Annotated in this window: 19 protein-coding genes; 14 read left to right on the top strand and 5 right to left on the bottom strand. The window is 46.5% G+C overall.

Annotated elements, in window-relative coordinates; genetic code table 11:
• The first annotated feature begins 149 nt into the window (after positions 1–149).
• The 3 genes from T360_RS0113295 (at position 150) to T360_RS15475 (ending at position 7,849) form a co-directional block, all read left to right on the top strand.
• The gene (locus tag T360_RS0113295; protein WP_369793537.1) at positions 150–3,197 is read left to right on the top strand and encodes a SusC/RagA family TonB-linked outer membrane protein; all 3,048 of its coding nucleotides are present in this window, start codon (positions 150–152) and stop codon (positions 3,195–3,197) included.
• A 39-nt stretch (positions 3,198–3,236) separates the two neighbouring features.
• Positions 3,237–5,186 (top strand): RagB/SusD family nutrient uptake outer membrane protein, encoded by a 1,950-nt coding sequence (locus T360_RS0113290; protein ID WP_028913213.1) that lies wholly within the window; start codon positions 3,237–3,239, stop codon positions 5,184–5,186.
• Between the two features lie 143 nt (positions 5,187–5,329).
• A complete protein-coding gene (locus T360_RS15475; protein WP_036929754.1) occupies positions 5,330–7,849 on the top strand; it encodes a glycosyl hydrolase 115 family protein in 2,520 nt (839 codons plus the stop codon).
• 19 nt (positions 7,850–7,868) lie between these two features.
• Here T360_RS15475 and T360_RS0113280 read toward each other — a convergent pair whose 3' ends face one another.
• Entirely contained in the window at positions 7,869–8,729 is an 861-nt protein-coding gene (locus T360_RS0113280; RefSeq protein ID WP_028913212.1) for a hypothetical protein, read from the bottom strand.
• A 174-nt stretch (positions 8,730–8,903) separates the two neighbouring features.
• On the opposite strand from T360_RS0113280, the gene T360_RS0113275 reads away from it, so the two are divergent.
• Entirely contained in the window at positions 8,904–9,854 is a 951-nt protein-coding gene (locus T360_RS0113275) for a glycoside hydrolase family 43 protein (RefSeq protein ID WP_369793536.1), read from the top strand.
• Between the two features lie 55 nt (positions 9,855–9,909).
• Positions 9,910–10,488: a hypothetical protein gene (locus T360_RS0113270; RefSeq protein WP_197019320.1), complete on the top strand. Its 579-nt coding sequence runs from the start codon at positions 9,910–9,912 to the stop codon at positions 10,486–10,488.
• A 368-nt stretch (positions 10,489–10,856) separates the two neighbouring features.
• On the opposite strand, the gene T360_RS0113265 is transcribed toward T360_RS0113270, so the two are convergent.
• Entirely contained in the window at positions 10,857–11,393 is a 537-nt protein-coding gene (locus tag T360_RS0113265) for a hypothetical protein (protein ID WP_028913209.1), read from the bottom strand.
• An 87-nt stretch (positions 11,394–11,480) separates the two neighbouring features.
• Here T360_RS0113265 and T360_RS0113260 point away from each other — a divergent pair, with 87 nt between their 5' ends.
• Positions 11,481–12,509 (top strand): hypothetical protein, encoded by a 1,029-nt coding sequence (locus T360_RS0113260; protein ID WP_028913208.1) that lies wholly within the window; start codon positions 11,481–11,483, stop codon positions 12,507–12,509.
• On the opposite strand, the gene T360_RS0113255 is transcribed toward T360_RS0113260, so the two are convergent.
• Positions 12,510–13,496 carry an IS1595 family transposase gene (locus T360_RS0113255; RefSeq protein WP_028913207.1) on the bottom strand — a complete coding sequence of 329 codons (987 nt, stop codon included), beginning with the start codon at positions 13,494–13,496 and terminating at the stop codon, positions 12,510–12,512.
• 154 nt (positions 13,497–13,650) lie between these two features.
• Here T360_RS0113255 and T360_RS0113250 point away from each other — a divergent pair, with 154 nt between their 5' ends.
• The 4 genes from T360_RS0113250 (at position 13,651) to T360_RS15470 (ending at position 16,173) form a co-directional block, all read left to right on the top strand.
• Positions 13,651–14,826, top strand: a complete 1,176-nt coding sequence (locus tag T360_RS0113250) for a PDZ domain-containing protein (RefSeq protein WP_028913206.1) — start codon at positions 13,651–13,653, stop codon at positions 14,824–14,826.
• Positions 14,827–14,838: 12 nt separating this feature from the next.
• The gene (locus T360_RS0113245; RefSeq protein ID WP_155949575.1) at positions 14,839–15,321 is read left to right on the top strand and encodes a hypothetical protein; all 483 of its coding nucleotides are present in this window, start codon (positions 14,839–14,841) and stop codon (positions 15,319–15,321) included.
• A 121-nt stretch (positions 15,322–15,442) separates the two neighbouring features.
• Positions 15,443–15,913 carry a hypothetical protein gene (locus T360_RS0113240; RefSeq protein WP_028913204.1) on the top strand — a complete coding sequence of 157 codons (471 nt, stop codon included), beginning with the start codon at positions 15,443–15,445 and terminating at the stop codon, positions 15,911–15,913.
• A complete protein-coding gene (locus T360_RS15470) occupies positions 15,910–16,173 on the top strand; it encodes a helix-turn-helix transcriptional regulator (RefSeq protein ID WP_036929581.1) in 264 nt (87 codons plus the stop codon). The genes T360_RS0113240 and T360_RS15470 overlap by 4 nt, the downstream gene beginning before the upstream one ends.
• Before the next feature lie 185 nt (positions 16,174–16,358).
• Here the strand turns inward: T360_RS15470 and T360_RS0113230 are convergent, their stop codons facing one another.
• Complete coding sequence (locus T360_RS0113230) at positions 16,359–17,117, bottom strand: peptidylprolyl isomerase (RefSeq protein WP_028913203.1); 759 nt, start codon at positions 17,115–17,117, stop codon at positions 16,359–16,361.
• The gene (locus tag T360_RS0113225; protein ID WP_028913202.1) at positions 17,114–18,019 is read right to left on the bottom strand and encodes a LytTR family DNA-binding domain-containing protein; all 906 of its coding nucleotides are present in this window, start codon (positions 18,017–18,019) and stop codon (positions 17,114–17,116) included. The genes T360_RS0113230 and T360_RS0113225 overlap by 4 nt, the downstream gene beginning before the upstream one ends.
• A 269-nt stretch (positions 18,020–18,288) precedes the next feature.
• Here T360_RS0113225 and T360_RS0113220 point away from each other — a divergent pair, with 269 nt between their 5' ends.
• Genes T360_RS0113220 through T360_RS0113205 form a run of 4 tightly spaced genes read left to right on the top strand, consistent with a single transcriptional unit; the run spans position 18,289 to position 24,390 of the window.
• Positions 18,289–18,642 carry a hypothetical protein gene (locus T360_RS0113220; protein ID WP_028913201.1) on the top strand — a complete coding sequence of 118 codons (354 nt, stop codon included), beginning with the start codon at positions 18,289–18,291 and terminating at the stop codon, positions 18,640–18,642.
• Between the two features lie 57 nt (positions 18,643–18,699).
• Positions 18,700–20,877, top strand: coding sequence for an outer membrane beta-barrel protein (locus T360_RS0113215; RefSeq protein ID WP_081772810.1), 2,178 nt, complete (start codon positions 18,700–18,702; stop codon positions 20,875–20,877).
• A gap of 23 nt (positions 20,878–20,900) precedes the next feature.
• Complete coding sequence (locus T360_RS0113210; protein WP_028913199.1) at positions 20,901–22,016, top strand: DUF418 domain-containing protein; 1,116 nt, start codon at positions 20,901–20,903, stop codon at positions 22,014–22,016.
• Positions 22,017–22,023: 7 nt separating this feature from the next.
• The gene (locus T360_RS0113205; protein WP_081772809.1) at positions 22,024–24,390 is read left to right on the top strand and encodes a TonB-dependent receptor domain-containing protein; all 2,367 of its coding nucleotides are present in this window, start codon (positions 22,024–22,026) and stop codon (positions 24,388–24,390) included.
• Positions 24,391–24,416: the final 26 nt, after the last annotated feature.

Genomic DNA, 24,416 nt, shown 5'->3' with positions numbered 1-24,416 from the left:
AGCAAATGGGTTAAACACGAAAACTCTTTTCTGGCAATCATCGTATCTTTGCAGCAGTTTTTTTTATTCACTTACAAAACTTATTAATTGAAATGAAAACTGCTTTCCTAAGAAGAACCACTTACATTGTGGGCATGTGCATGCTTGGCATGGCCAGCACACAGCAGGTTTCGGCAGCTACCACAGCAGTAGCTTCCGTTCAGCAAAACAAGCAGGCAACCGGTCAGGTATCCGACTCGCAGGGTCCTTTGATTGGTGCCACAGTAATGGAGAAAGGTACTAATAACGGTACCGTTACCGATTTCGATGGTAGATTCTCTTTGAGTGTTAAACCCGGCGCCACGCTCGTTATTTCCTATGTGGGATATGTGCCCCAGGAGATCAAAGCCGGCAGCAACATGGCTGTCACCTTGAAAGAGGATGGTCATGTAGTCAACGAGGTGGTAGTGATCGGTTACGGAACCCAACGCCGCGAAGCTGTAACCGGTTCGGTGGCCAACATCGGTGGCGAGAAGTTGAATCAGATTGCCGCTACCAATGCCGCCCAGGCACTGCAGGGCCGTGTGGCTGGTGTGCTGATGACCCAGACATCCACCAAGCCCGGACAAGAGATGCAGATCCGTATCCGCGGTCAGCGCTCTCTCTCAGCCAGCAACGACCCGCTGATCGTGCTGGATGGAATCCCCTTTATGGGTCAGTTGTCGGATATCAACCCCACCGACATCAAGTCGATGGATATCCTGAAGGATGCTTCGGCCACCGCCATCTACGGTTCGCGTGGTGCCAATGGTGTGATCATCATCACCACCGCTAAGGGCGCACAGGGCACCCCTGCCAAGGTGTCGTACAATGGTTATGTGAGCTTTAAGAAAATCTTTAAGAAGTATCCTATGATGGACGGTCCTACCTACAGCAAGTTCCGCCAGTATGTAGGTAAGTATCAGAACTCGCTCGACGAGAGCGACAGCAACAATACCGACTGGCAGGACCTGTATTATAAGACCGGTATCAGCCACAACCATGATGTGAGCGTGGCCGGTGGTACCAATGGCGGTAGCTACAGTTTTGGTGCCGGCTACTACCACGACGAGTCGGTAGTGCCCACCGAGGGTTATGATCGCCTGAATGTGCGTGGCAATTTCGATCAGAAAGTAGGTAAGTACTTCCGCTTTGGTCTGACCACCAACAACAGCTATCGCAAAACCCAGGGTGTGAACGATATGCATGCCGTGCTCACGATGAGTCCGCTGGCCAGTCCTTACGATGCCGATGGCAACATCAAGCGCTACATTGCCATGCCTGCCGATGATAAGGCCGTGGTGACCCGCGAGACCGTGGAGCGCGACAAGAATGTATGGCTGAGCGAGAACAAGGGTATCGGTTCTTACAACACCCTGTTTGCCGAGGTGAAGTGCCCATGGGTTGAGGGATTGAGCTATCGTGTAAACGTAGGTCTTAACTTCCGCAGCTCGAAAGGTGGCGGCTTTACCGGTACGGGTGTCAACAACAAGGATCCTAAGGCTGTGAACGGCGGATGGATTTCTGAAGACCAGATGCGCAACTGGGCTGTAGAGAATATCCTGACTTACGACCGCACCTTTGCCGAGAAACACAACCTGAATGTGGTGGCTATGTATTCGGCCGAACAAACTACTTACGAATCAACAGGTGCCAACGCCCAGGATATCCCAGCCGATTACTTCCAGTACTATGCACTCGACAAGGCCGTGGGTCAGGCCAACCTCACCGGTTACAACTACTGGCAGAGCGGACTGATCTCTTGGATGGGACGTGTGATGTATTCATATGATAATAAGTATATGATTTCTGCTGCCCTCCGTTCGGATGCTTCATCGCGCCTGGCCAAGGGCCATCAGTGGCACACCTATCCTGCAGTTAGTGCCGGTTGGAACATCGCTCGCGAGCAGTTTATGGAGAATCTCACTTGGATAGACAACCTGAAGCTGCGCGTGGGTTATGGTGAGACCTCTAACCAGAGCATCAACCCATATTCTACACTGGGCGGACTGGCTGTGCGCAACTATAATTTCGGCACCACCTATAAGGCTGGCTACTATGTAAACTCACTGCCTAACCCCGACCTGGGATGGGAGTTCTCTAAGACCTGGAACTTCGGTCTCGACTTCTCGTTCTTCAATGGTCGCCTGTCAGGATCGTTCGAGTACTATACCCAGAAAACCAATGATATCCTGCTCGATGTGTCGCTGCCTTCTACATCAGGTGTGAGCAGCTTCACAGGCAACATCGGTAAGACCGAGAATAAGGGTTGGGAGTTCACACTGAATGGTATCATCATCGACAATAAGAATGGCTGGAGCTGGGATGCCGGCATCAACCTCTATGCCAACCGCAACAAACTGGTGGCTCTGGAGTCGGGTCGCGATGCCGATGAAGCTAACCGCTGGTTCGTGGGCCATCCTATCGACGTGATCTACGACTACGAGTATGTAGGCTTGTGGCAGAAGGACGATCCCTATCTGGATATCCTTGAGCCAGGTGGCAACGTAGGTATGATCAAGGTGAAGTATCGTGGCGATGCCTCAAAGGGCGACTTCAAGGAAGACGGTGTCACCCCCAGTCGCCAGATTGGTCCTGAAGACCGTCAGATTATCAGCATGGAGCCCAAACTGATGGGAGGTTTCAACACCACCGTGGGTTACAAAGGTTTTGACCTGAATGTGATTGGCGCCTTCCAGGTAGGCGGTAAACTCATCAGTGCCCTCCACTCATCAAGCGGTTATCTGAACCAGCTCACCAGTCGTGTGAACAACATGAATGTGGATTACTGGACCGAGGAGAACACCGGCGCCAAGTATCCCAAACCCGGTGGCATCCAGAATGGTGATAATCCTAAGTATGGTTCTACACTCGGTTATTTCGATGCTGGCTATCTGAAGATCCGCGCCATCACCCTGGGCTACAACTTCGACAAGCTGAAGGCTGTGAAGGATCTTGGCATCAGCCGTCTGCGCCTCTACGCTACTGTTCAGAACCCATTTGTATTCTTCTCGCCATTCAACAACGAGAGCGGTCTGGATCCCGAAACCAACTCATGGGCCAACCAGAATACGGCTGTGGCTGTAGATGGTTATACCGGTAAGCACAAGATGCCTATCGTGGGTTATAACACACCTTCTACCCGTAACTTCATCTTCGGCCTTAACGTAACATTCTAATTAAGAGTTAAGAATTAAGAATTTAGAAATTTAAGAGTTATGAAAACTAAAAGTATCAAATATATACTTGCTGCGGGTCTCGTATGCTGCGGTCTTTCTACTGCCATGACATCCTGCAATAACGTGCTCGACGAGCAGCCTCGCACGCAGTTCGATCCCACCTTCTTTAATACGAAGGCTGGTATTGAGGGAGGTCTTACCTCGCTTTATGCTCACCTGCGCTATTTCTATGGCAACGGTTACTATCTGAACAGTTTGGAAACCGGTACCGACGAATATACCTATGCACAGAGTGCCGACGGTAACTTTAAGGATGCCGACCTCTCGGGTGTTGGTTCGGTTACTCCCAACAGTACGGTGGCTGGTGGCGCATGGGGCACTCTGTTTGCCAATATCAATACCTGTAGTGGTATTATCGAGAACGGCGCTGCTGCCGGTATCGACGAGGCACTGCTGGCAGAGGCTTATTTCTTCCGTGCTTTCGACTATTTTATCCTGGTGCAGACCTATGGTGGTGTGCCCCTCGATTTGGGTGCCGGCGAACTGAAGTTCAACACTTCCACCATCCGCACCTCTGTACGCAATACTGTGCCTGAGGTTTATGCAGCTATCTTTGCCGACCTTGAGAAGGCTGTCAGCGAACTGCCCGAGAACCCACGTCTCACAGGCACTGCTACCAAGAACCTGGCCCGCCTGTATCTCTCAAAGGCATATCTCACTTATGCCTGGTGGTTGGAAAACCCCAACAATATTCCTACCTATCCTGAGTGCAGCCGCGATGCCAGTCAGGCTAACAGCTATTTCCAGAAGGCTTACGACACAGCGATGGCTGCCATCAACAACCCTGGCCCATACGCGCTGCAGCCTACATTCTACGATGTAAACGTGGCTACCAACGATCGTAACGCTGAGATCATGCTCTATGCCGATCATGATGAGGACGAGAAGTTTGGTAACGGCGGTTCTGGTTACGGTTGGGGTAGTGGTGGTTCTCCTGAGAACTTCGCTTACTGGATGGAAACCTGGAACTATACCGAGATGATTGCCAAGGCTGCTTCGGGTAACACTATCAACCCCATCCAGCGTGAGGCTGTTCAGGCCCTCGGTCGTCCTTGGACTCGTATGGCTCCTATCGCCGACAACTTCATGGAAGGTGGTGTTTGGGAAGATGCTGTTAAGGCTATCGACTCTCGCTACGACGCAACTTTCACGCTGCGCTATCACACCAACTGGCATAAGACAGGCAATGCCGAGCCTTACGTGTTTGGAGCTAACGGTATGCAGGTAGGTCCTAACGAGGTTTACTTCAGCTGGGTTCCTGAGAGCGAGGATGCCAACATCAACTACACTGGTGCCGATGGTAAGCTCGGCTTCGGTGAGATGCCTGGACGTGCCGACTTCGTAGTGGCAGTCAATCACATCAGCCGTAAGAAGTACCCCATCAACTGGAAGATTGGTATCTATCGTACCGACAATGATGGTGGTCTGGGTTCAAAGGTGAATGGTGGTAGCCCACGTCCTTGGAATGTAGCTAAGTTCTCTGAGTTCTATCTCATCGGTGCCGAGGCAGCTGTGAAACTTGGCAAACAGGCTGAAGCTAAGACACTGGTCAACGTGCTCCGTGCCCGTGCTGGTAAGCAGACATTTGCCCAGAACGACAACCAGGCAGTTTCTGTTGACAAGAGTGCCGAGATGGTAGCAGCTACACCTGCTGTTATTGATATCGACTTCATTCTCGACGAGCGTAGCCGTGAGTACTGGGGTGAGGGATACCGTTGGTTCGATCTCGTTCGTACTCAGAAGTGGGCCGAGCGCGCCAGCACCTATCGCATCGCAGGAGCAGGTTATACCGACAAGGATCTGCAGACCGTTAAGCGTGATATTCCTGCAGGTTACTACATCCGTCCTATCCCACAGGGACAGCTCGATGGTATGGAGATGACTGATGAGGAGAAGAAGGCATATCAGAATCCCGCATACAGAAATTAGTAGATATTTATATTTGTGATAGTTGGTTAGTAATTAATTTGACAGCGTGCATCCTGTCGTGAGATAGGATGCACTTTTTTCTTGATTAGAAACTTAAGTTTATGAAAAGAATCTATTTATTTTTCTTTTTTGTATGCGTATGCATGATATCTTCCGCCCAGCATGAGGCATTCACTATTGCCGATCATGGTGTGGTGTCGCCCATCATCATCGATGGTCGTGATTGGAAAGGCGTGGTTCGTGCTGCTTCCGATCTGGCCGACGACATCCGTAAGGTGACAGGCACTCCAGCCGAAGTCATCAAGTCTGGCAGCAACAGTCGCAAAGCCATCATCGTGGGCACCATTGGCAAGAGCCGTGCCATCAATGGGCTGATAGCCAAGCATAAAATCGACGTGAGTCAGGTTCGCGGCCAGTGGGAGTCATATCTGATTGATGTGGTGGATGGCAGTCTGGTGATAGCCGGTAGCGATAAGCGCGGCACTATCTATGGCATCTATGAAATCAGTCGCCAGATTGGCGTGTCGCCTTGGTATTGGTGGGCAGATGTGCCCGTGCAGCATCGCAGCAGTTTAATTTATCAGCAGGGCAGGGTAGTGCAGCCCTCGCCAAAGGTGAAGTACCGCGGCATTTTTATTAACGACGAGTGGCCATCGTTTGGCGAGTGGACCACCAATAAGTTTGGCGGTCAGAACTCCAAGGTATATACCCGCATGTTCGAGCTGCTTCTGCGCTTGAAGGCCAACTATATGTGGCCAGCCATGTGGAACTCGATGTTTAACGAAGACGACCCGCTGAACCCAGCCATGGCCGACGAATATGGTATCGTGATGGGCACCTCGCACCACGAGCCCATGATGCGCGCTCATAAGGAATATACCTCGCGCAGAGAGGAAGTGGGCCCCTGGGACTATGCGGTCAACAAGCAGCGACTGGATAAGTTCTTCCGTGATGGTATGGAGCGCAATAAAGCTTACGAAAACCTGGTAACCATCGGTATGCGTGGCGATGGCGACGTGGCCATGGGTAAGGGCGACGATGCCGATAATATCAAGACGCTGGGCAAGGTCATCGAAGGTCAGCGCCAGATTATCAAGGATATCTACGGGCGTCCTGATGCCGTACCCCAGCTGTGGGCTATCTTCACCGAAGTGCAGCGTTACTATGATGCCGGTTTCAACGTACCTGACGATGTCACCCTGCTGTTCTGCGACAACAACTGGGGCTACGTGCGCCGTACGGGACCTGAAAGCGAGCGGCAGCGCAAAGGGGGCATGGGCCTCTACTATCATATCGACATGAATGGTGGTCCATGGAACGACCGATGGGTAAACACATCCCCCATTCCTAAGCTCCGCGAGCAGTTGAATCTGGCTTATCAGTCGGGCCTGGATCGCATCTGGATTATCAACGTAGGCGATCTGAAACCCAAGGAGCTGCCTATTGATTTCATCATGAACTATGCTTGGAATCCTGATGCTGTGCAGCCTGGCGATGAGCGTGCGTATGTGCACCAGTGGGCTGCCTCGATTTTTGGTGATGACCTGGCTGATGACGTAACCGATATTCTGGTGAAATATCCTAAGTATAACCTGTGGCGTAAGGCCGAAGTACAGGTGCCGGGCATCTTCAGTGCCGAACATTGGAATGAGGCTGAGCGTGTCACACTGATGTGGCGACAACTGGCCGAGCAGGCCGAAGCCTTGCGCCTGCGTGTGCCAGCCGAGATGCAGGATGCTTACTATCAGCTGGTATATTATCCAGCAGTAGCGTCGGCAGGTGTGGCCGAGATTTATAACTGTGCCACCATGAACAGATATTATGCCCAGCGTGGCGATATGAGGGCCAATGCCTATGCCGATCGCGCCAAACAATTGTATGAGAAAGATTCGCTGCTCACAGCCTATTATAATCATCAGTTGGCTGGTGGCAAATGGCAGGGTATGATGCAGGATAAGCACATGGGCTATCGTGAGTGGTTCATGCCTCAAAGCAACGAGCTGCCACAGTTCACCTATGTTACTGCATCCGACGCCAAACCATCGGTAGTAACACCACCAACTGTTTCGGATGAGTATGCCATAGAAGCCATCCACTACAGTCGTGTCACCACAGCCGACGGGCTTACCTGGAAACTGCTGCCCGATCTGGGCCGACATGATGGCTGCATGGGTGCCAGCAACGTTACGGCAGCTTCGGCACCAGTAGGAAGTGGCGCCCGATTAGAGTACGATATTGATGTGGACCATACAGGTTGGCTGAAGGTGGCTATCGGCATTCTGCCCACGCAGGATGTGAACCCCGAGCGCGGACTGCGTCTGGCAGTACAGTTTGACAATGATAGTATTCAGGTGCTGGATGCGCGTCGCGGCCTGGTGGATACCTTCTTGGAGTACACGCCCGATAATCTGGCTCGCTCCAAGAAACTAAAGCCACTGCCTGCACAGGGCACCATGGCGCTAAATGGTTATCGCATGCTGCGCCGCAACGAAGTGTTTGACAATATCCGCTGGCTGGATGCTACATTCAGAGTTGACTTCAAAGGAAAACATACATTGAAGTTAATCATGGTTGATCCAGAGCTAGTGATAGAGCGCCTGATAGTGAATCCCGATGATTCGTGCTATAGCTATTTTGGTGCACCAGAAAAAAAGCCTAACTAAAAAGTTAGGCTTTTTCTATTTAGTCTGTGGTCTCGATGACCAGCGTTTCGCCGTTGTCGAGGGCCGACTTGATGTCGCGACCGCCACTCTGCACTTTACACAGACTGATCTCGTCGCCCTGTACATCCTCAATCTTCAGTTTGCCAATCTGCTTTTTGGCCTCCTTACCAGCCACCGTCTTGATGGTATATACGCCCATGTGCAGACCCTTGTAGGCACCCTCGGCACTGCCCAGGTCGATATACACTTCCTTCTGTTTGTCCTTCTTGTCGCGAGCACCCTCCAGTACATTAGCGCGCAAAGGCAGCCAGCGGTTGCAGTATCTGTTTACATAATATGAAAGACGGTCAAGGGCCTTCAGCATAGCGCCGTCTTCGGTCTCAATCCACGACAAGTCGGTTTCGGTTACGTTGAACGTAGGACTGGCCAGAATCTCGTCGGTCTTGGCGCTCTTAAACTGCATGGTGATACCAATCAGAGCCTTATAATAGGTCTTAGTACGGGTCTTTTTCTTCTCCTTGTCGATATACTCTGTTTCGGTTTTAGATGTGGTCGATAAGGTAGATACAGTAGCATCTACATAGCGTGCGCCAGGGAGTGCAGCCTCCTGATCCGATAGCTGTCCGTCGATAGCCGACATGCGGTGCGACTGCGATATTCCCTTCAGGATAGCAGCCCTAACGGCATCCTGATACTTCGACTGATCCTTCGAAACCTCACCTGTCAACAGTACATCCAGTACCTTTTCAAGTGTCTTTGTCTTTTTCACCGTATAGGTAAGATTGTTCATACCTACCACTACACGGGCATTTCTCTCATCCTGTGCCCAAGTTTCCAGTCCAAAAACCAGACAGAGGGCCATGAGTAACAATTTTTTCATACGTTATACTATGGTTAATTTGATAATTTGGCAGCAAAGATACGAACTCTTTCGCAAAGTTCCAAATTTTAATTACTATTTATTATAGATGTTTCAAGATAAAGTTGTAATTTTGCGGCAAAATTCATTTATTGTATGAAAAGAGTATTTCTCAGTATAGTAGCTTTGATGTGCATGACTATGGCACAGGCACAACCGCAAGCATTTAAGGTTCGTAGTAATATTCCTACCGACTCAATCCGATTAAGCGATCCAGCTATCCTGGCCGATCAGAAAACCAAGATGTACTACATGACGGGTACAGGTGGCATGATGTGGCGTAGTGCCGATTTGAAACTGTGGGAAGGGCCCTTCCGGGTTACCGAGTTTGATGCCGACTCATGGATGGGTGCTCGTCCGATGATTTGGGCGGCCGAGCTGCATCAGACGGGCGATGGCTATTATTACTATTTTGCTACGTTCACCAATCAGGCTGTAAAGATTGATACCGTTCGAGGCAATGTCATCGAGCGCCGTGCCAGTCAGGTACTGCGTGCCGATAATCCCATGGGTCCATACCGTGCATTCGGCGATGCCATTTATCTGCCCGCCAATCGTCCTACGCTCGATGGCACCTTCTGGCGCGATACCGATGGCAAACCCTATATGGTGTTCTGTGGCGAGTGGCTGCAGAATTGGAACGGTACGATAGAGAAGATTGAATTGAAGCCCGACCTGAGTGGAACTGTTGGCGAGCCTAAGCTGCTGTTCCGTGCCAGCGATTCGCCCTGGAGCCGCGAAAAGGACGAACAGGGCAACATCACTTGGAATAAGGTGACAGATGGCCCATGGCTTTTCCGCACCGGTACAGGCCGTCTTGGTATGCTGTGGACCTCGTGGGTGTATGATGTCTATACCCAAGGTGTGGCCTATTCAGCCAGCGGCACCCTCGATGGCCCATGGATTCAGGAGCCCGATCCGATCACACCGCCAACTTACGGTCATAGTATGCTTTTCCAGCGTTTCGATGGCCAGTGGATGATGTCGGTTCACAGTCATGCCAAAGATGCCCAAGGCCGCACCGTCCGCATCCCTCATTTCTTCGAAGTAGATCTCTCCGGCGACAAGCTCATCATCAAGAAATAACGTCGTTTTGTGACAATAGCGCCCACCACTCGGATGAGTGCTGGGCGCTATGTTTATGAAACCAAGCGGCCGAGCCGAGCGCCGCACATCGTGGATTTTTTCTTGTTTTTTTATGATAGATGCTTGTGGGGCTCAAAATAAAGTTGTATCTTTGTCGTCGATTTGCTTAAGAAAGTATATGGAATCAGATAAGCCAACGATAGAAGAACAGATCACAGCTGTTTTGATTGATATAGAGCAGAAAGGATTTTCTGCCATACAGCCATTTAGTATTGGTGATGTTGAAGAACGAATGATGCGGTTTGCTCAGAGCAATGGAGTAACGTTGGCCTGCGAACAATTATATATGAGTGCCAAGCAGTTACAGCATTGTATGCGTGCCTCAAAAGGTGCCAAAGGTCTGGTTGTTTCTGCAGAAGAACTTGTGCGTTTTCCCAAAAGCAGATTTAAGATGGATCTTTACTACGATGGCGAATGCTTCATCTATACCGACGAAGTCTCAAAGTTTATCATTCATCCCAATTATAAGATGAAGGTGAATCGCGAACAGGTAAAGCTTGTGAACTTCATTACTGCAACACGTGTTAAAGATCCGATGGAGTTTACTTTACCCAAATATAAAACAGTAAAATAAAAACGCCCACCATTCAAATGAGTGATGGGCGCTATGCTTATGAAACCAAGCGGCAAGGTCGAATTGCTCATCATCTCTGCATTGCTGCAGCCATGCCACCGTTCCGCACATCGTGGCTCTACTTGGTTCCACCTTTCACGCTGCAAAGATACGAACTCTTTCTGAAAGTTCCAAATATTTTTTAAGAAAAATGCTTTTATTCATTATTCCCTAAGAACGAGATGCGTTTTAGGGGAAGCATGTTTTTATCTTCGTCACTCATTTTATCGTAGTACTCCTGCCACATCTCAATAAACTCATCACCATCTATCAAACGGATAAATTTAGGCAACTATATAGAATTAGACCCTAATAAATGAGCAGCCCATTCAAGGTTGCTCATTTGCAATATTAAAGAATGCTATTGTGAAATAGTTTTCAGCAAATGGATAAAAACTTTCGTTGGCATCATTGTTTATTGGATAATAAACTATTTCATTAAAACCGCTATCACACCATAGAAATGTTAATCTTCCATTAACTTCAATTGAAGATACTATGTTATTAAAGATGTGGAAAAGACGTTGTTTGTTGTTTAGAGAATTATCGAACACCCATTCTTCAATTTTGTAGCAATCAGCGTTCAAAAATGATTGATGGTGGTCAACTCCATTCATATTTATTGAAAAATCTCTCAGCACATTGTATAAATGAGATTCAGTTATATTTTGGATAGTAAGAACATAATATCCAAGAACAACAATCCCATTATCAGAAGATGAGTAAATAATCACAGCATTATTAGGTATACCTTGCGGAAAGGTCTCGTTGCATCTTCTATTTGTATTTTCGTTCAATTGTAAAGTTTCATATGATACGCACCATATGTCATTGATAACAGGATTCACTTGTAAATTCTGATACATAACAATATCGTTTAATAATTTATGGCTACAAAAATACGCATATATTTCTAAATATGAAACTATTTATTAATAAAAAACTCTAAAAATATGGTTGCATCAGATATTATTAGTCAAATTCTACAGCGATATAAAATGTTGTGTGCCAAATATCCGCAGTCACCATCGTTCATACCAAATACTAAAGGTGACTCTTTTTATTTGATAAGTAATAGAGGCGAAGGTTTGCAGCCCACACAAATCAGACTATCAAATCATGGCACATATTTAGAGACATGGTGTGATAGAAACGAATTGGGCGATAGTGTAGAAAGGTTGAATCCTGCTCTCCGCGTCAATATCTCTATCGTCTTTGTTGATGAAGGTGAAGATTTGACGAAAGATTGTAAAGGGATGCCAAATTGCGAAGGTTGTGAAATAGAACCATGCAAACCACAAACGTTTGAGGGACAAGACCAAATAGGTAGACCATTCACCGTGATTCAATATGTATACAGTAGTAAATGTATCAGAAGAAAATACATAAACGGTCTAACGAAAGCAATTGCGGAAGCGAGTACAAAAGGGAAATACATAGACCCACTTGCAGACCTTTATAGAGCCGCAAAGGAGAAAGAATTTCACTCATCAACGAAATTACAAAATAACAAAGGGCTAAAGCCTGAAAATAAACAATATAAAAGAAATACAAATATGAATAAGAAATTGATTAGATTAACAGAATCAGACCTTCATAGAATCGTGAAAGAGTCTGTACAGAAGATATTGAAAGAAGCCGCATATCAAGGTAACTATCCTGGTATGGATAATGGCTATGGAAGATTTGAAATGAATCATCCTGAAGGTAAATATTCATTGTACTTTGATAAAGCACAAAGGGATGCTCATAATTACAATGCACAACAGCAAGGTCAAACTCCAAATCCATACGCAGGGTGGAGTAAAAGGGTAAATGACGGCAAGGGGAATTGGAATGATGCTGAATTCAATAGTGATGATATGCACATGTACAATGATGATGATGCAAGTCAAACAGCAGCAAATCTTAGAAAATTCGACCCTAATGGAGCATATCATTGGGATATGTTCAGAGGTCGTGGCGATAAATTCAGACAATAATTATGCTGCATCACACAGCCTTAATGCACTCCAAGTAACAATCAGTCCAATGGACTTATTGAACATATCCTCAAAGCGTTCCGATTGGGACGCTTTTCTTGTATTCCAACGATACACAGCCTCGTCAATATAAGACTGCAAATGCTCGTCACTTACATCGTGATAGCAACCACTAATCATACGTCTGAAATGACTCCAAAAACCCTCGATGTTGTTGGTGTACGTTTCACCGTCAATTACGAACTGCAATGAGCCGTGATTGCAAATCTTATGGTTATAACCCATATCAGCAAGACGATTGTATGAGTTTAATTCGTCTGTGAATACAGTAGAACCTTCTTCAACGAACTGTGAGATAATGGGAAGGATAGTGTCACGATTGGTATTCTCCACAACCATAGCACGGACATAGGACATAAACTCAAACTCGCCATCCTCGTTCTCAATCTCAGAGCGTTCCATCATACCAAAGACAGGTGTCTTCGTCTTGGTAGAACGACCTTGAGTGTTAGGTGTACGCATAGACTGATGCTTCCATTTCTCACGTCCACCAATGTACACCTCATCACATTCAACCTCGCCACTGAAGCCTTCGGCATCGTCTTGCGCAAGCAATGCACGAACCTTATGGAGCATATGCCAAGCAGTAGTCTGAGTAACCTTGATGTCACGTGCAAGTTGGCAAGAAGAAATACCCTTCTTATGTGAGGAAATGAGGTACATCGCAATGAACCACTTTACAAGTGAAAGGTTGCTATCCTCGAATATTGTGCCAACCTTGCAAGAAAAATTGCGCTTGCAGTGATTGCAGCGAAACCTACCATCCTTGCGAGTTACACAGTGATGTTCACCACAATAAGGGCAAACAACGTCTTGTGCATCACCAACACCCCAACGTGTTTCGATGATGGCTTGTTTGCAAGTATCTTCGTTGTTGAAGTACATTGTCATTGAAATAAGACTGTCGAACTGTGAGAAATCAATCATATTGCTATCGTTTTATAAACTATAGCAAAGATATGAAAAAAGTCCAGCGCAAGCTGAACTTTTATATGTATAACTGATTATTTGGGGGCAAACCCTATATAATTGCCTTTTTTTATGTATCTTTGCACCCGAATAGATAACTAACGGTGTATATATGAAGTGTTTATCAACCATTATTTTAGCATTAGGTAGTCTGAGCGTGATGGCGCAGAGTGGGGGTGATAATGTCATGCCTTTTGTGTATCACGGACATATCTATCTGCAGACTACCATCAACGACAGTGTGCATGTTAATACGCTCTTTGATACTGGTGCGGCCAATATCTTTGGTATCGACAGTGTGGCGCTTGCGCAGTCGGCCTGGCATCCGCAGCAAGTGGGCAAGGCCAGAGCAGGTGGTGCCGCCGGATCTACTATGGTGCGGGTGATAGCCGACGGCACCAAGGTGCAGATGGGGTCGGTGGTGCAGCAGTATCCAATCGTGCCGATATTCAAGTTGCGCGATGTTTTGAATCGCCATGCGGATGGCATCTGGGGCATCAAGGATATCTCAAAATATCCGCTCGAAATCAATTTCGAGAAGCGCTATCTGAAACAGTACACCAGCACCGTGCCCAATACCGAGGGCTATCAGCAGTTGCCCATCAAGTATGATGATGATCGGATTATGCTGCAGGCCGAAGTGCAGTTGGGTGGCCAGAAAATCAAGGGCTGGTACTTGATGGATACAGGCAGTGGTGGTTCGGTGAGTTTCACCGCGAAGGCAGTTTCTGATTATGCCCTTGACAAGATTGAGGGCAAGCGCTATCTGGCAGATATGACGCAGGCCGGCATTGGCGACAAAGCGCTGGAAACGTGGGTAGAGATGATGAGCGACCATATACTGATAGGCAGCGACACCATCCGCTATACGGATATCGACTATGTGCCTGAAGGGGTGGGGGCGATGGGCAACCGACCTTATCTGGGTATTATCGGTAACGATGTATGGGATAGGTATAACATCATTATCGATGCCAAGAACCAGAAGCTGTATCTGCGCCGTCATAAGGCCGACGAGCCCACTGGAAAGATATATGGTTATAGCTGGCGCAACCGTACCGACATCTGTCGCGGTTGGGTAGTATCATACATGAAGCGTTCGAGCGAGGCCCACGAGGCGGGTGTGGAGATTGGCGACACAATTATCGCTATCAACGGTCGCGACGTGCGTGATTACACATGGGACGAGGAGGAAACCCTGCACAAAGCCCCCCGCCACGAGCTGGACATCATCACGCCCCTGGGCCAGAAAAAACACGTGGTGCTCGAATCTAAAGAATATTGGTGAAATAAAAATAAAATGAAGAAGATAATTTTAGCTTTTGCTATTGCCTTTACGGGAGTAGTAAATGTATGCGGACAGAATCAACTAGTCGGCAGGGTGTATCATTGCGACAATTTGCTTGCTGCAGGTATTAAAGAGGTAAAGGCGCAGGCTGACAAAAAAGAAATGAGCGGTATCCAAGCTATCACCAGTGCCATAACAGCTAAAAGAACGGTAAAGTTTGTTGATGACAAAACAGCTCACGTAACCACCATTGTAAAATTCGATGAGGATAAAGCCAAAGCCAATGGCGCATCATGGTTTTATCGCAAGATGGCAAAAATGAGAATTAATACAGGACAGTCGAGTGGCAACACCAGCTACACTGTTGATGGAAATAAGCTGACTATTGTCAGTGTAAAAAGTAAAAAGCCCATCACCTATGAACTGAGTAAAGATGGACAGATGCTAACTGAAATCAGCAGCAATCCCCAGGCGATATTAAAACGTATCAAGTAAAAAAGAATATAATAGTTCTTTTGGTACCTAACTATTATGTTAAAAAAGCGTAATTTGTGGTATTATTTCACTTATAAGTAAAATAATGACTGTATATTTGCAACAAAAATAAGTAACAATCATGAGCGAAGCAGAACTCCTCTTAGTGAATGAAGCTAAAAATTGTACTTTATATACAATTCAATTCCTATCAGAAACCGATAGTGAATTTGAACAATTCTACAACAAATTTAAAGATGATGCAGAATTGAATCCAGATTTGATGCGTATAGTTAATTTCATAGGCAAGATTGCCGATACTGGCGCTTTAGAACGCTATTTCAGACCTGAAGGAAAAATGAATGATCACGTGGTTGCATTGCCCGTCATCCGATCTAAAATTCGCCTCTATTGCTTGCGCTTGTCTGACAAGATTCTTATTTTAGGAAATGGAGGAGTAAAAGGCACTAGAACATATGAGGAAAGTGAAGAACTCAAAGGTTATGTGCTCACTTTGCAAAACTTCGACAATTTGATAAAAGAAGGGATTAAAGACGGGTCTATATCCGTTACAGAAAATAAAATAGAAACAAATAACACTTTTGACGTATGAAAACAATGAAGACTTCGTTTAATGATATGCTGGCAGCTGTACCACCACATATCCAGAAAGAGGTAGATTTGGAATTTGCTATCTCAAACAAAATTAATGACCTTATGACAAAGCGCGGCCTATCCAAACTGGAGTTTGCTCAGGCTCTTGGTAAACGGCCTAGCGAAGTTACAAAATGGCTGAGTGGTCAGCACAATTTTACAATTCGAACTATTTCGCTTCTATCTACATTCTTTGGAGAGAAGCTAATTAATGTATAACACATCCGCATCCATCAAAACATCTAACGGTGTTTATATGACTGAATATCAAGGTATAAAGCGAGGCACAGCGCCTCGCTTTTTTTTATGGTGTCGATGAAAAAATTAACAATTTTGTTGGCGGTTTCGGTAAAAATTGAAGATTATGAAAAAGAAATATGGTCAATTCGGCTACTCGCCCCGTATTAACGGCGGCGAGAAGCTTTTGACCTGACGCTGGCTTTCCTGCTGGCAGCGGGCTTGGCTGTTGGTGGGGCAGGGAGGTCCTTGGTGACAGTGGCCTTCAGAATGCGTATGTCCTCCAAGGGGCGATCGTTTTTGTCGGTCGCCTCTTTTTGTATGGCTTCCACTACATCCAGTCCCTCTACAATCTCGCCAAACACGGTGTACTGACCATCCAGATGGGGCGAGCCACCGATGGTTTTATACACCTCGCGCATCTCGGGCGTCAGCTTCACCTGTCCGCCAGTGATCGAGTCGAGCTTGTGCTGGGTGTAGTCCAGTCGGCGGTCGTCGTAAGTCTTTCCCCATACGATGTAGATCTGACTGGCACCCGAACGGCGCTCGGGATTCTTGGCGTCGCCCTCGCGTGCAGCTGCCACCACACCACGGCGATGGAATATCTTAGGCAGGCGGAACTCGGCCTCCTGTGTATAGTCGTAATCGCCAGTGCCTAACAACTGTCCGGGTTTGGCATGCTTGCTGAAGATATCGCCCGTCTGGATCATAAAATCCTTGATGACGCGGTGAAACAGCAGCGAGTCGTAAGTGCCCATCTTGGTGAGCTTCAGAAAGTTGTCGCGGTGCTGTGGCGTCTCGTCGTAGAGAGCGATACGGATATTGCCCTTCGTGGTTTCGAACAACACTTCGGTGGTTGAAGTCTGAGCGCAGAGCTGGCTCCAAGCCAGACCCAAAGCGCATGCTAAAATAGAAATACGTTTCATATTGAATGTTTTTTTATTTTTTCCTTGAAAATGGAAACATTTGACTTTGATACCGGCAGAATTTTGTCGGTACTGAACAGTTCTACTTTGTAGCCAGCGGCATTGCCGGATATCTGTGTGATGTAATTGATATTGACCATGAATGCGCGGTGGATACGGAAGATGTAAGGGTAGGGTGCCAGCATGTCCTCGATGTCTTTCAGAGTGCTTCGCAAACGTTTCTGGCGTAACTCTGAATCATCAAAATACTCGACATTCAGGTAGTTGCCCATCGACTCTATATATAGAATATCCTGTGGATCCACTATCAGCGTGTCATTCCGATAGCTACTGATCGTAATCTTACTGGATGCACCTTCAGCTTGCGGCTTGAGGTAGTTCTGCTCAGTCTCAAGTGCAGAGTTAATCTCCTGCAGTTCGCTGATGACGTATTTCTGCATGCGCAGATGAGTGACGAATAGCATGTAGGCTAATAAAAACGAGCCAACAAACAAGGCCTCCATCAGATCGCACATGATGCAATAAAGAGAGAATTGGCCCTGCTCGTCAAACCAGATTGTGCGCCATCCGCTCCATCCATTACTTACTATAGAAAAAAATTCTCCATCGAAAAGCGCATTGAGCACAATGCAGGGTATAAAGATATGTAGAAGGCGACGTATCTGATATTCGCGTGGCATGGAATAATCGCACGGCAGATGAAATCTCCATGTGGTGACGACTTCGCACAACATGAAAATCAAGAAAAACGATATCGCCTCTAACCCAAACCACAAGTAGGCATGCGGGGTGGTCTTGATAAAATCACGGGTGTTGAATGGTTCGAGCGTGACAATCATCAAGAATAGACCGATGCTGAAAATGAGATAGTCTTTGATAATGACCTTGGGTATCTGTTTCATTTCTCTCGTATGATATGTTTAATTTGGTGCAAAGGTAGCTATTTCCTTTATAATAATTGCACAAAACACTGAAAAAATAAGGGTTTGGGGATGAATGGAAAGGATTCGTACACGAATGGAAAATCACGCGTCCCAAAGTATTCATCCCCAAAATGGTGCATCTGTCCCAGTTATTTGGATGGTATTATTATTCCTTTTATCTTTGCCGCGGTTTTTCTGCAGTGATTGAAGTGCTACAGTTATTATAAATAGATAAAATAGGATTAGAAATGAAACTTAAAATGCATGTTAAATGCCATGTCTTCATCGTATTCATGATGTTGTTGGCCAGTGCTCCTGCTGCTATATCAGCGCAGGACGAAGTGAAGGATTCGGCTGCTCACAGTCGTCTGGATGAAGTGCAGCAACTGGAAGAAGTAGTTGTTACAGCTCCTGTCAGAAGTAAGGTGAAATCCAATCCTGTTAAAACCTGCAAAGTGGAATCAGATTCAAGGCATGTAGAAAGGGGGGGTGATAAGCTTTGCAATCTCTCTGGAATGATGGAATACGCCCCAAGCGTAGGAGATGTTTTGATAACGCTAGTCATTTTTTTTATAATAGCTATGCATCTTTTTTTGCTGTAATTTACTCTGTTGTGAATGATGTGCTAAAGTATATATTCTTTTTGAAATGAAATATAAATGAAACAGAAAAGTATTGTTAAATGCCATGTATTCATTGTCTTAATGATGTTAATGGCAAGTGTTCCTGCTGATTTGTCAGCGCAAGGCGAAGTGAAGGATTCGGCTGCTCACAGTCGTCTGGATGAAGTGCAGCAGCTGAAAGAGGTGGTGGTATCAGCACCAGTCAGAAGTAAGGTGAAGGCCAATTCTATAGAAACCCGCATCGTGGGCTCCGATCTGGAGCATGTGGGCAGTGCCGAGGATGTGCTCACAAGAGTGCCAGGCATGATGAAGAATGGCGAAACCCTGGAAGTAATAGGGCGTGGCGCACCTATATATTATATAAACGGTCGGCGCATCTACGATCTGGGAGAATTGAAGCAGATCAATTCTGAGCAGATACGTGCTGTTGAAGTGATTAATAATCCTGGTGCCGATTATGATGCTACGGTCTCGGCTGTAGTGAAAATCAAAACCCGACGTATTCAGGGCGAAGGCTTGGGACTGGATGCCAAAATGAGGCTGGAGCAGTCGCTCTATCGTGAGCAAACCTCTCCTGGACTTAATCTGGCACTGAATTATCGTCATAAGAATATAGATATCTTTGGTGGTGCCAATAACTGGATAGGTCACTATAATGAAGGAGGAGAAATGGCTGCTACAACCAAATCCACAAATGTCAGCAGTGAGCAGATTGGAGATTACAGCATCCATGAACGCTCGGCTGGCTACCAGTTTAATTTGGGGAGTGCCTGGCAGCTGAATGACAGCAATTCGGTTGGCGCTATAGTGCGGTTTGATGGTTGCTGGAGTGATAAATCCGATAAGACTGTATCAGAAACAGTATGGTTTAATGGTGAGCTGAGAGACCGCCTGACGACGCTCGACAATTGGCGTATTCGTCCCAATAGAGGGTATCTGTTCAATGCCTATTATAACGGGAAAATTGGAAACATATCTATCGATTGGAATTTCGACAGGTATCACCATAAGGCATGCCAGAATAATGACATCAAGGAAAAGGGCACGATAGAGCCGCGCCAGTTTCCTACCAGCACCTATACAAGAAATAACCTGTGGGCTACTAAACTAGTGTTATCCTATCCTTACAAGAAGAGCAGCTTCAAACTCGGCGGTGAATATGTGAGCGTCAACAATGACAATGCTTATGAAGCACAATCGCTCTCTATGGTATCAGCATCAAATACACACGAAAAAACGGCATCCTTGTTTGCTGAATATTCGCTCATGTCGCCTATCGGTCAGTGGATGGCAGGATTAAGATACGAGCATGTTGTCCGTGATTATGAGGACATTCATGAATCTGCCAACAATAACAAGACAAGGCAGGACGAACTGTTTCCTTTCTTCTCATGGAGCAAAGGCTTCGGACCGTTGAACCTCTCCCTCAACTATACCGTGCGAACGGTCCGCCCACAATACTGGCAGTTGATCGACGCGCTGAGATATCATAGTAAGTTTATCTATGAGAATGGTAATCCGCAACTTGATAATACCATCGATCAAACGTTGTCGCTCTCGGCCAATTATAAGTGGTTGGTGTTTGCTTTCGATTATCTTAATGCCAAGCGTGCCATCATGGACTGGGCTAATTCTTATTACGATTACGGTCCTATCTTGTTGAGACCAAAGAATCTTCCTGAGCCAGTAAAATGTATCACCACCTATATCGTGGCACAACCAAGATTAGGATGCTGGATGCCCAATTATACCATAGGCTTTTCGAAACAGTTCCTGACGCTTGACTTAAAAGATGTTTCCGAGCCTTTAGGTGTTCGGACGGCCTCTTTTTCTCATCCGATGTTCGTTGTGATGGCTAACAATACCTTTAAGATAGATAATCGGGATAATATCCCATGCCAACTGGAAATCAATCTTCAGTACCAAAGTAAGATGAGCTATAAGAACTCGTTACTCCAGCAACCTAAATGGATTTTGAATGTGGCTCTTCAACGAACATATATGAATGGCAATCTCACATTCCGATTGTCTGGTAATAATCTGCTCGACCGTATCGTTTACGATGCCGTAGCCGATTATGGCAACTGCTCTGTTCGTAAAGAATTCAATCAGCATAAAAGCAATATCACGCTCGACATTCATTACCGTTTCAACGCATCACGCAGCAAATATCGTGGTAGTAATGCTGGGCAGGATGCAATCAATCGAATGTAAATTACAATCGTCTCATAAAGAAAATGTATAGAACTCGAAATCTTCCTAACGACCGGATACAGGTGGCAGATGCACTGAGAGGTATCGCTGTGGCCGGCATCATTTTATTTCATTCTGTTGAACATTTTAATATTTTTACGCAGGATCAGATAGCGCATACGTTAGCCTACGACCAGTTGGTGGCCGATGTCTTGACATGGCTGTTATCAGGTAAGATGTATGGCATTTTTGCCATGCTATTCGGCTTGAGCTTCTTCATCATGAATGACAATCAGCAGCAGAAGGGCAAAAGTTTTTCTGGGCGTTTTGCCTGGCGGATGTGCTTGCTATTCCTTTTTGGCATCATTAATATGGCCTTCTACGATGGTGACATCCTGATGCTCTATGCATGCTATGGCTTACTGCTTATCCCCATCAGCTATCTGCCATCTAAATGGGTGTGGTGCATAATCGCCGTTTTAGCCATCCAACCAGTGGAACTTTTTTGCCTCCTTACTGGCTATAGCATTGATAATAGCAGGTTTTACATGTTGTTTGGTATCGCCAATGAGGCTCATGAGCATGCTTCGTTTTGTGGCAATATACTCACCAACCTACTATATGGATTTGAAATGAACCTACGCTTCAATATTGTGAGCGGCCGACTGACGCAGTTGCTCTGCTTCTTCATCCTCGGCATGCAGCTTGGGCGCCAGCGACTATTCTATAATGAGAGAGATCACCTGTGGGCTTGGTGTATCATTGCTTGTATGTCGACATATTTGGTTTTATCATACAATCTTGTTGATCTGAGCAAACTGGAATTATGGTTTACCTCCATTTACAATTTCTCAATGATGATGATGATGGTATCGTTAATCGTTTTTGCATGGTACATTTTTAAGGGTTTCAGGCGTGTGCTCCATTGTTTCTGTGTGATGGGGCGGATGAGTCTCACCAACTATCTGCTCCAGTCTATCATTGGTAGCTTTATCTTTTGCGGCTATGGACTGGGGTGTTACAACTATTTAGGTACTACCTATGCCGTCATGATTGGATGTGGGATAATTGTCTGTCAGTATCTTTTTGCACGTTATTGGTTCGCTAATCACTCTCGCGGGCCATTAGAGGGTATTTGGAGAAAAATGACATGGATATAAGGGGGATATGAAAAAGTTTGTTTTGAAAATGGTGGTCTGGATGGCTGCAATAATGATGACAGTGACAGCACAGGCAAAGACCGAAGATGTTGGTGGACGAGTAGTCGATGCGCAGGGTGAGCCCATGCCATTCGTAAGTGTGGCATTGCTCACGGCCGACTCAACCTATATACAAGGTGCAACAAGCGATGAGAACGGGTATTTCCTGATTCAGACAACAGATGCATGCTGCATCTTAAGATTATCCTATATCGGCTATCGCACTAAATATGTCGATGTGAAAGGCACGGAAGTGGGTATCGTCCGTATGGAGCAAGACCAGCACATGTTGAAAGAAATAACCGTTAAAGGTCAGATGCCGAAGACCAAACTAACGGGCAATTCGATGATCACCACCATACAGGGCACCGTACTTGGCAGCTCTGGCACAGCAAAGGAGATGCTGGGAAAAGTGCCTGGCATGACGCAGAAGGGTGATGAACTGGAGGTGCTGGGCAAGGGTACACCTATCTATTATATTAATGGGCGCAAGATGCAGGATAATGACGAATTGAAACGCCTGCGCTCTGAAGAGATAAAGAGTGTAGAGGTCATCACTAACCCAGGCGCAGAGTACGATGCGACAGTTTCGGCGGTGGTGCGTATCAAGACGGTAAGAAGAGAGGGTGAGGGCTTCGGCTTCGACCTGATGGCAGCCAACGAGCAAGATCTGGTGTTCGGCTACAGCGACCCCAGCAGTACCTTGAACCTGCGTTATCGTCACAACAATCTCGACTTCTTCGGAATGGTGAACTACTGGGAGTGGAATAATCCTAACGATGTGAGCATCAAGCAGTCCACCTTCCTCGCAGACAACGGCAGCATCAAGAACATCCTTCAAGATAGCCATATCCGCGACAATTGGCACAGAAAGGGGGTGAAATCCAATCTGGGCTTCAACTGGCAGATCAACGACCGGCACTCACTGGGTGCAAGGGTGGAAAACCACAACCAGTTCAGAGCGTATAACAACATGTGGGAAGATACAGAGAACAATCTGACGGGGCGTGATCGTTCGAGTCAGGAGAGTCATAACCGTTATCCTTATAATTGGCAGGGAAACGCCTACTATAACGGTCAGATGGGCAAACTTAACATCGACTTGAATGTGGATTTCCTGACAGAGAAGGAAAACTCCGATAACCTTATCAAAGTATTACTGCCTGCCCCCCAACAGATGGAGCAGAAAAGTAATTCTTCGTCACGCCTCTGGGCTGCCAAATTGGTGTTTAGCTATCCCGTGTGGAAAGGTAATCTGCAGGCTGGCACAGAGATGAGCTTTGCCAAGCGCGAGAGCAGTTCGAGCATCACCAACTATCCTCTTCCCTCGAACGATTCTGAGGTGAAGGAAAACAATGTGGCAGCCTTCGTGGCCTATAATGCTAACTTGCAAAAATGGGGTATGTTGAGTGCAGGACTGCGCTACGAGCATGTAGGCTTCGACTATACGGATCATCTTAACGACAAGAACAGTATGACGCGCTATCAGGACGAGTTCTTCCCTAACATAACGTGGGCAAAGCAGTTCGGCCCTGTCCAGACGGCCCTGTCTTACGCCATGAGAACCATGCGCCCCAACTATAGCTTACTCAGCGACCACATCATGTATATTAATTCCTTAACATTGCAGCAGGGCGACTCGAAGCTGAAGAATTCCATCAGACAGGAAATGAGCATCAATGCCCACTATAAATGGCTGAGCCTCATTGTGCACTACGAGCGTCGCGACAATAGTATCACCCAAATGCCTATGGCATATAATAATGAAGGTGTCATGCTGGTGAAGCAGGCCAATCTGAAAGATCCCGTACGCAATCTCGGCATTTTTCTCTCAGCCAACCAAACATGGGGAATCTATAGTCCTTCGTGGACCATCGGTGGACAGAAGTTCTGGAACACGATAACCTACGACGACCCTCGCACAGACACTGGCAAGAAAGATGTGACCTACAACAAGCCCTTCTTTTTCTTCAACCTCAATAATACCTTCCGCCTGAGACATCGTTGGCAGTTGGAGGCCAATACCAACATCATGACAAAGGGCGACGTGCAGAACATCCGTACGCTCTCCCCATCTTTCTATCTTCGATTTGTGGTGCAGAAGTGCTGGCTCAAAAACGATGCTCTCTGCCTGAGAGCCAGCATAAATGATGTGCTTCAGCGCGACATACAGAATGTGGCTATGGACTGTGGGTTCTTCTATGTCGAACAGAAGACCCAAGTGCGTAGTCATAGATTGGATATCTCTATCCGCTACACCTTCAACGCTACTAAGAGCAAGTATAAGGGTACCGGAGCAGGTAAAACTGAACAGGAGCGCCTGGGCAGTAATTAGTTATGATAATAACTATATTTTTGGTT

The sequence above is a fragment of the Prevotella sp. MA2016 genome (assembly GCF_000619825.1).
Lineage (GTDB): Bacteria > Bacteroidota > Bacteroidia > Bacteroidales > Bacteroidaceae > Prevotella.
This window is presented reverse-complemented; position numbering and strand designations above follow the sequence as displayed.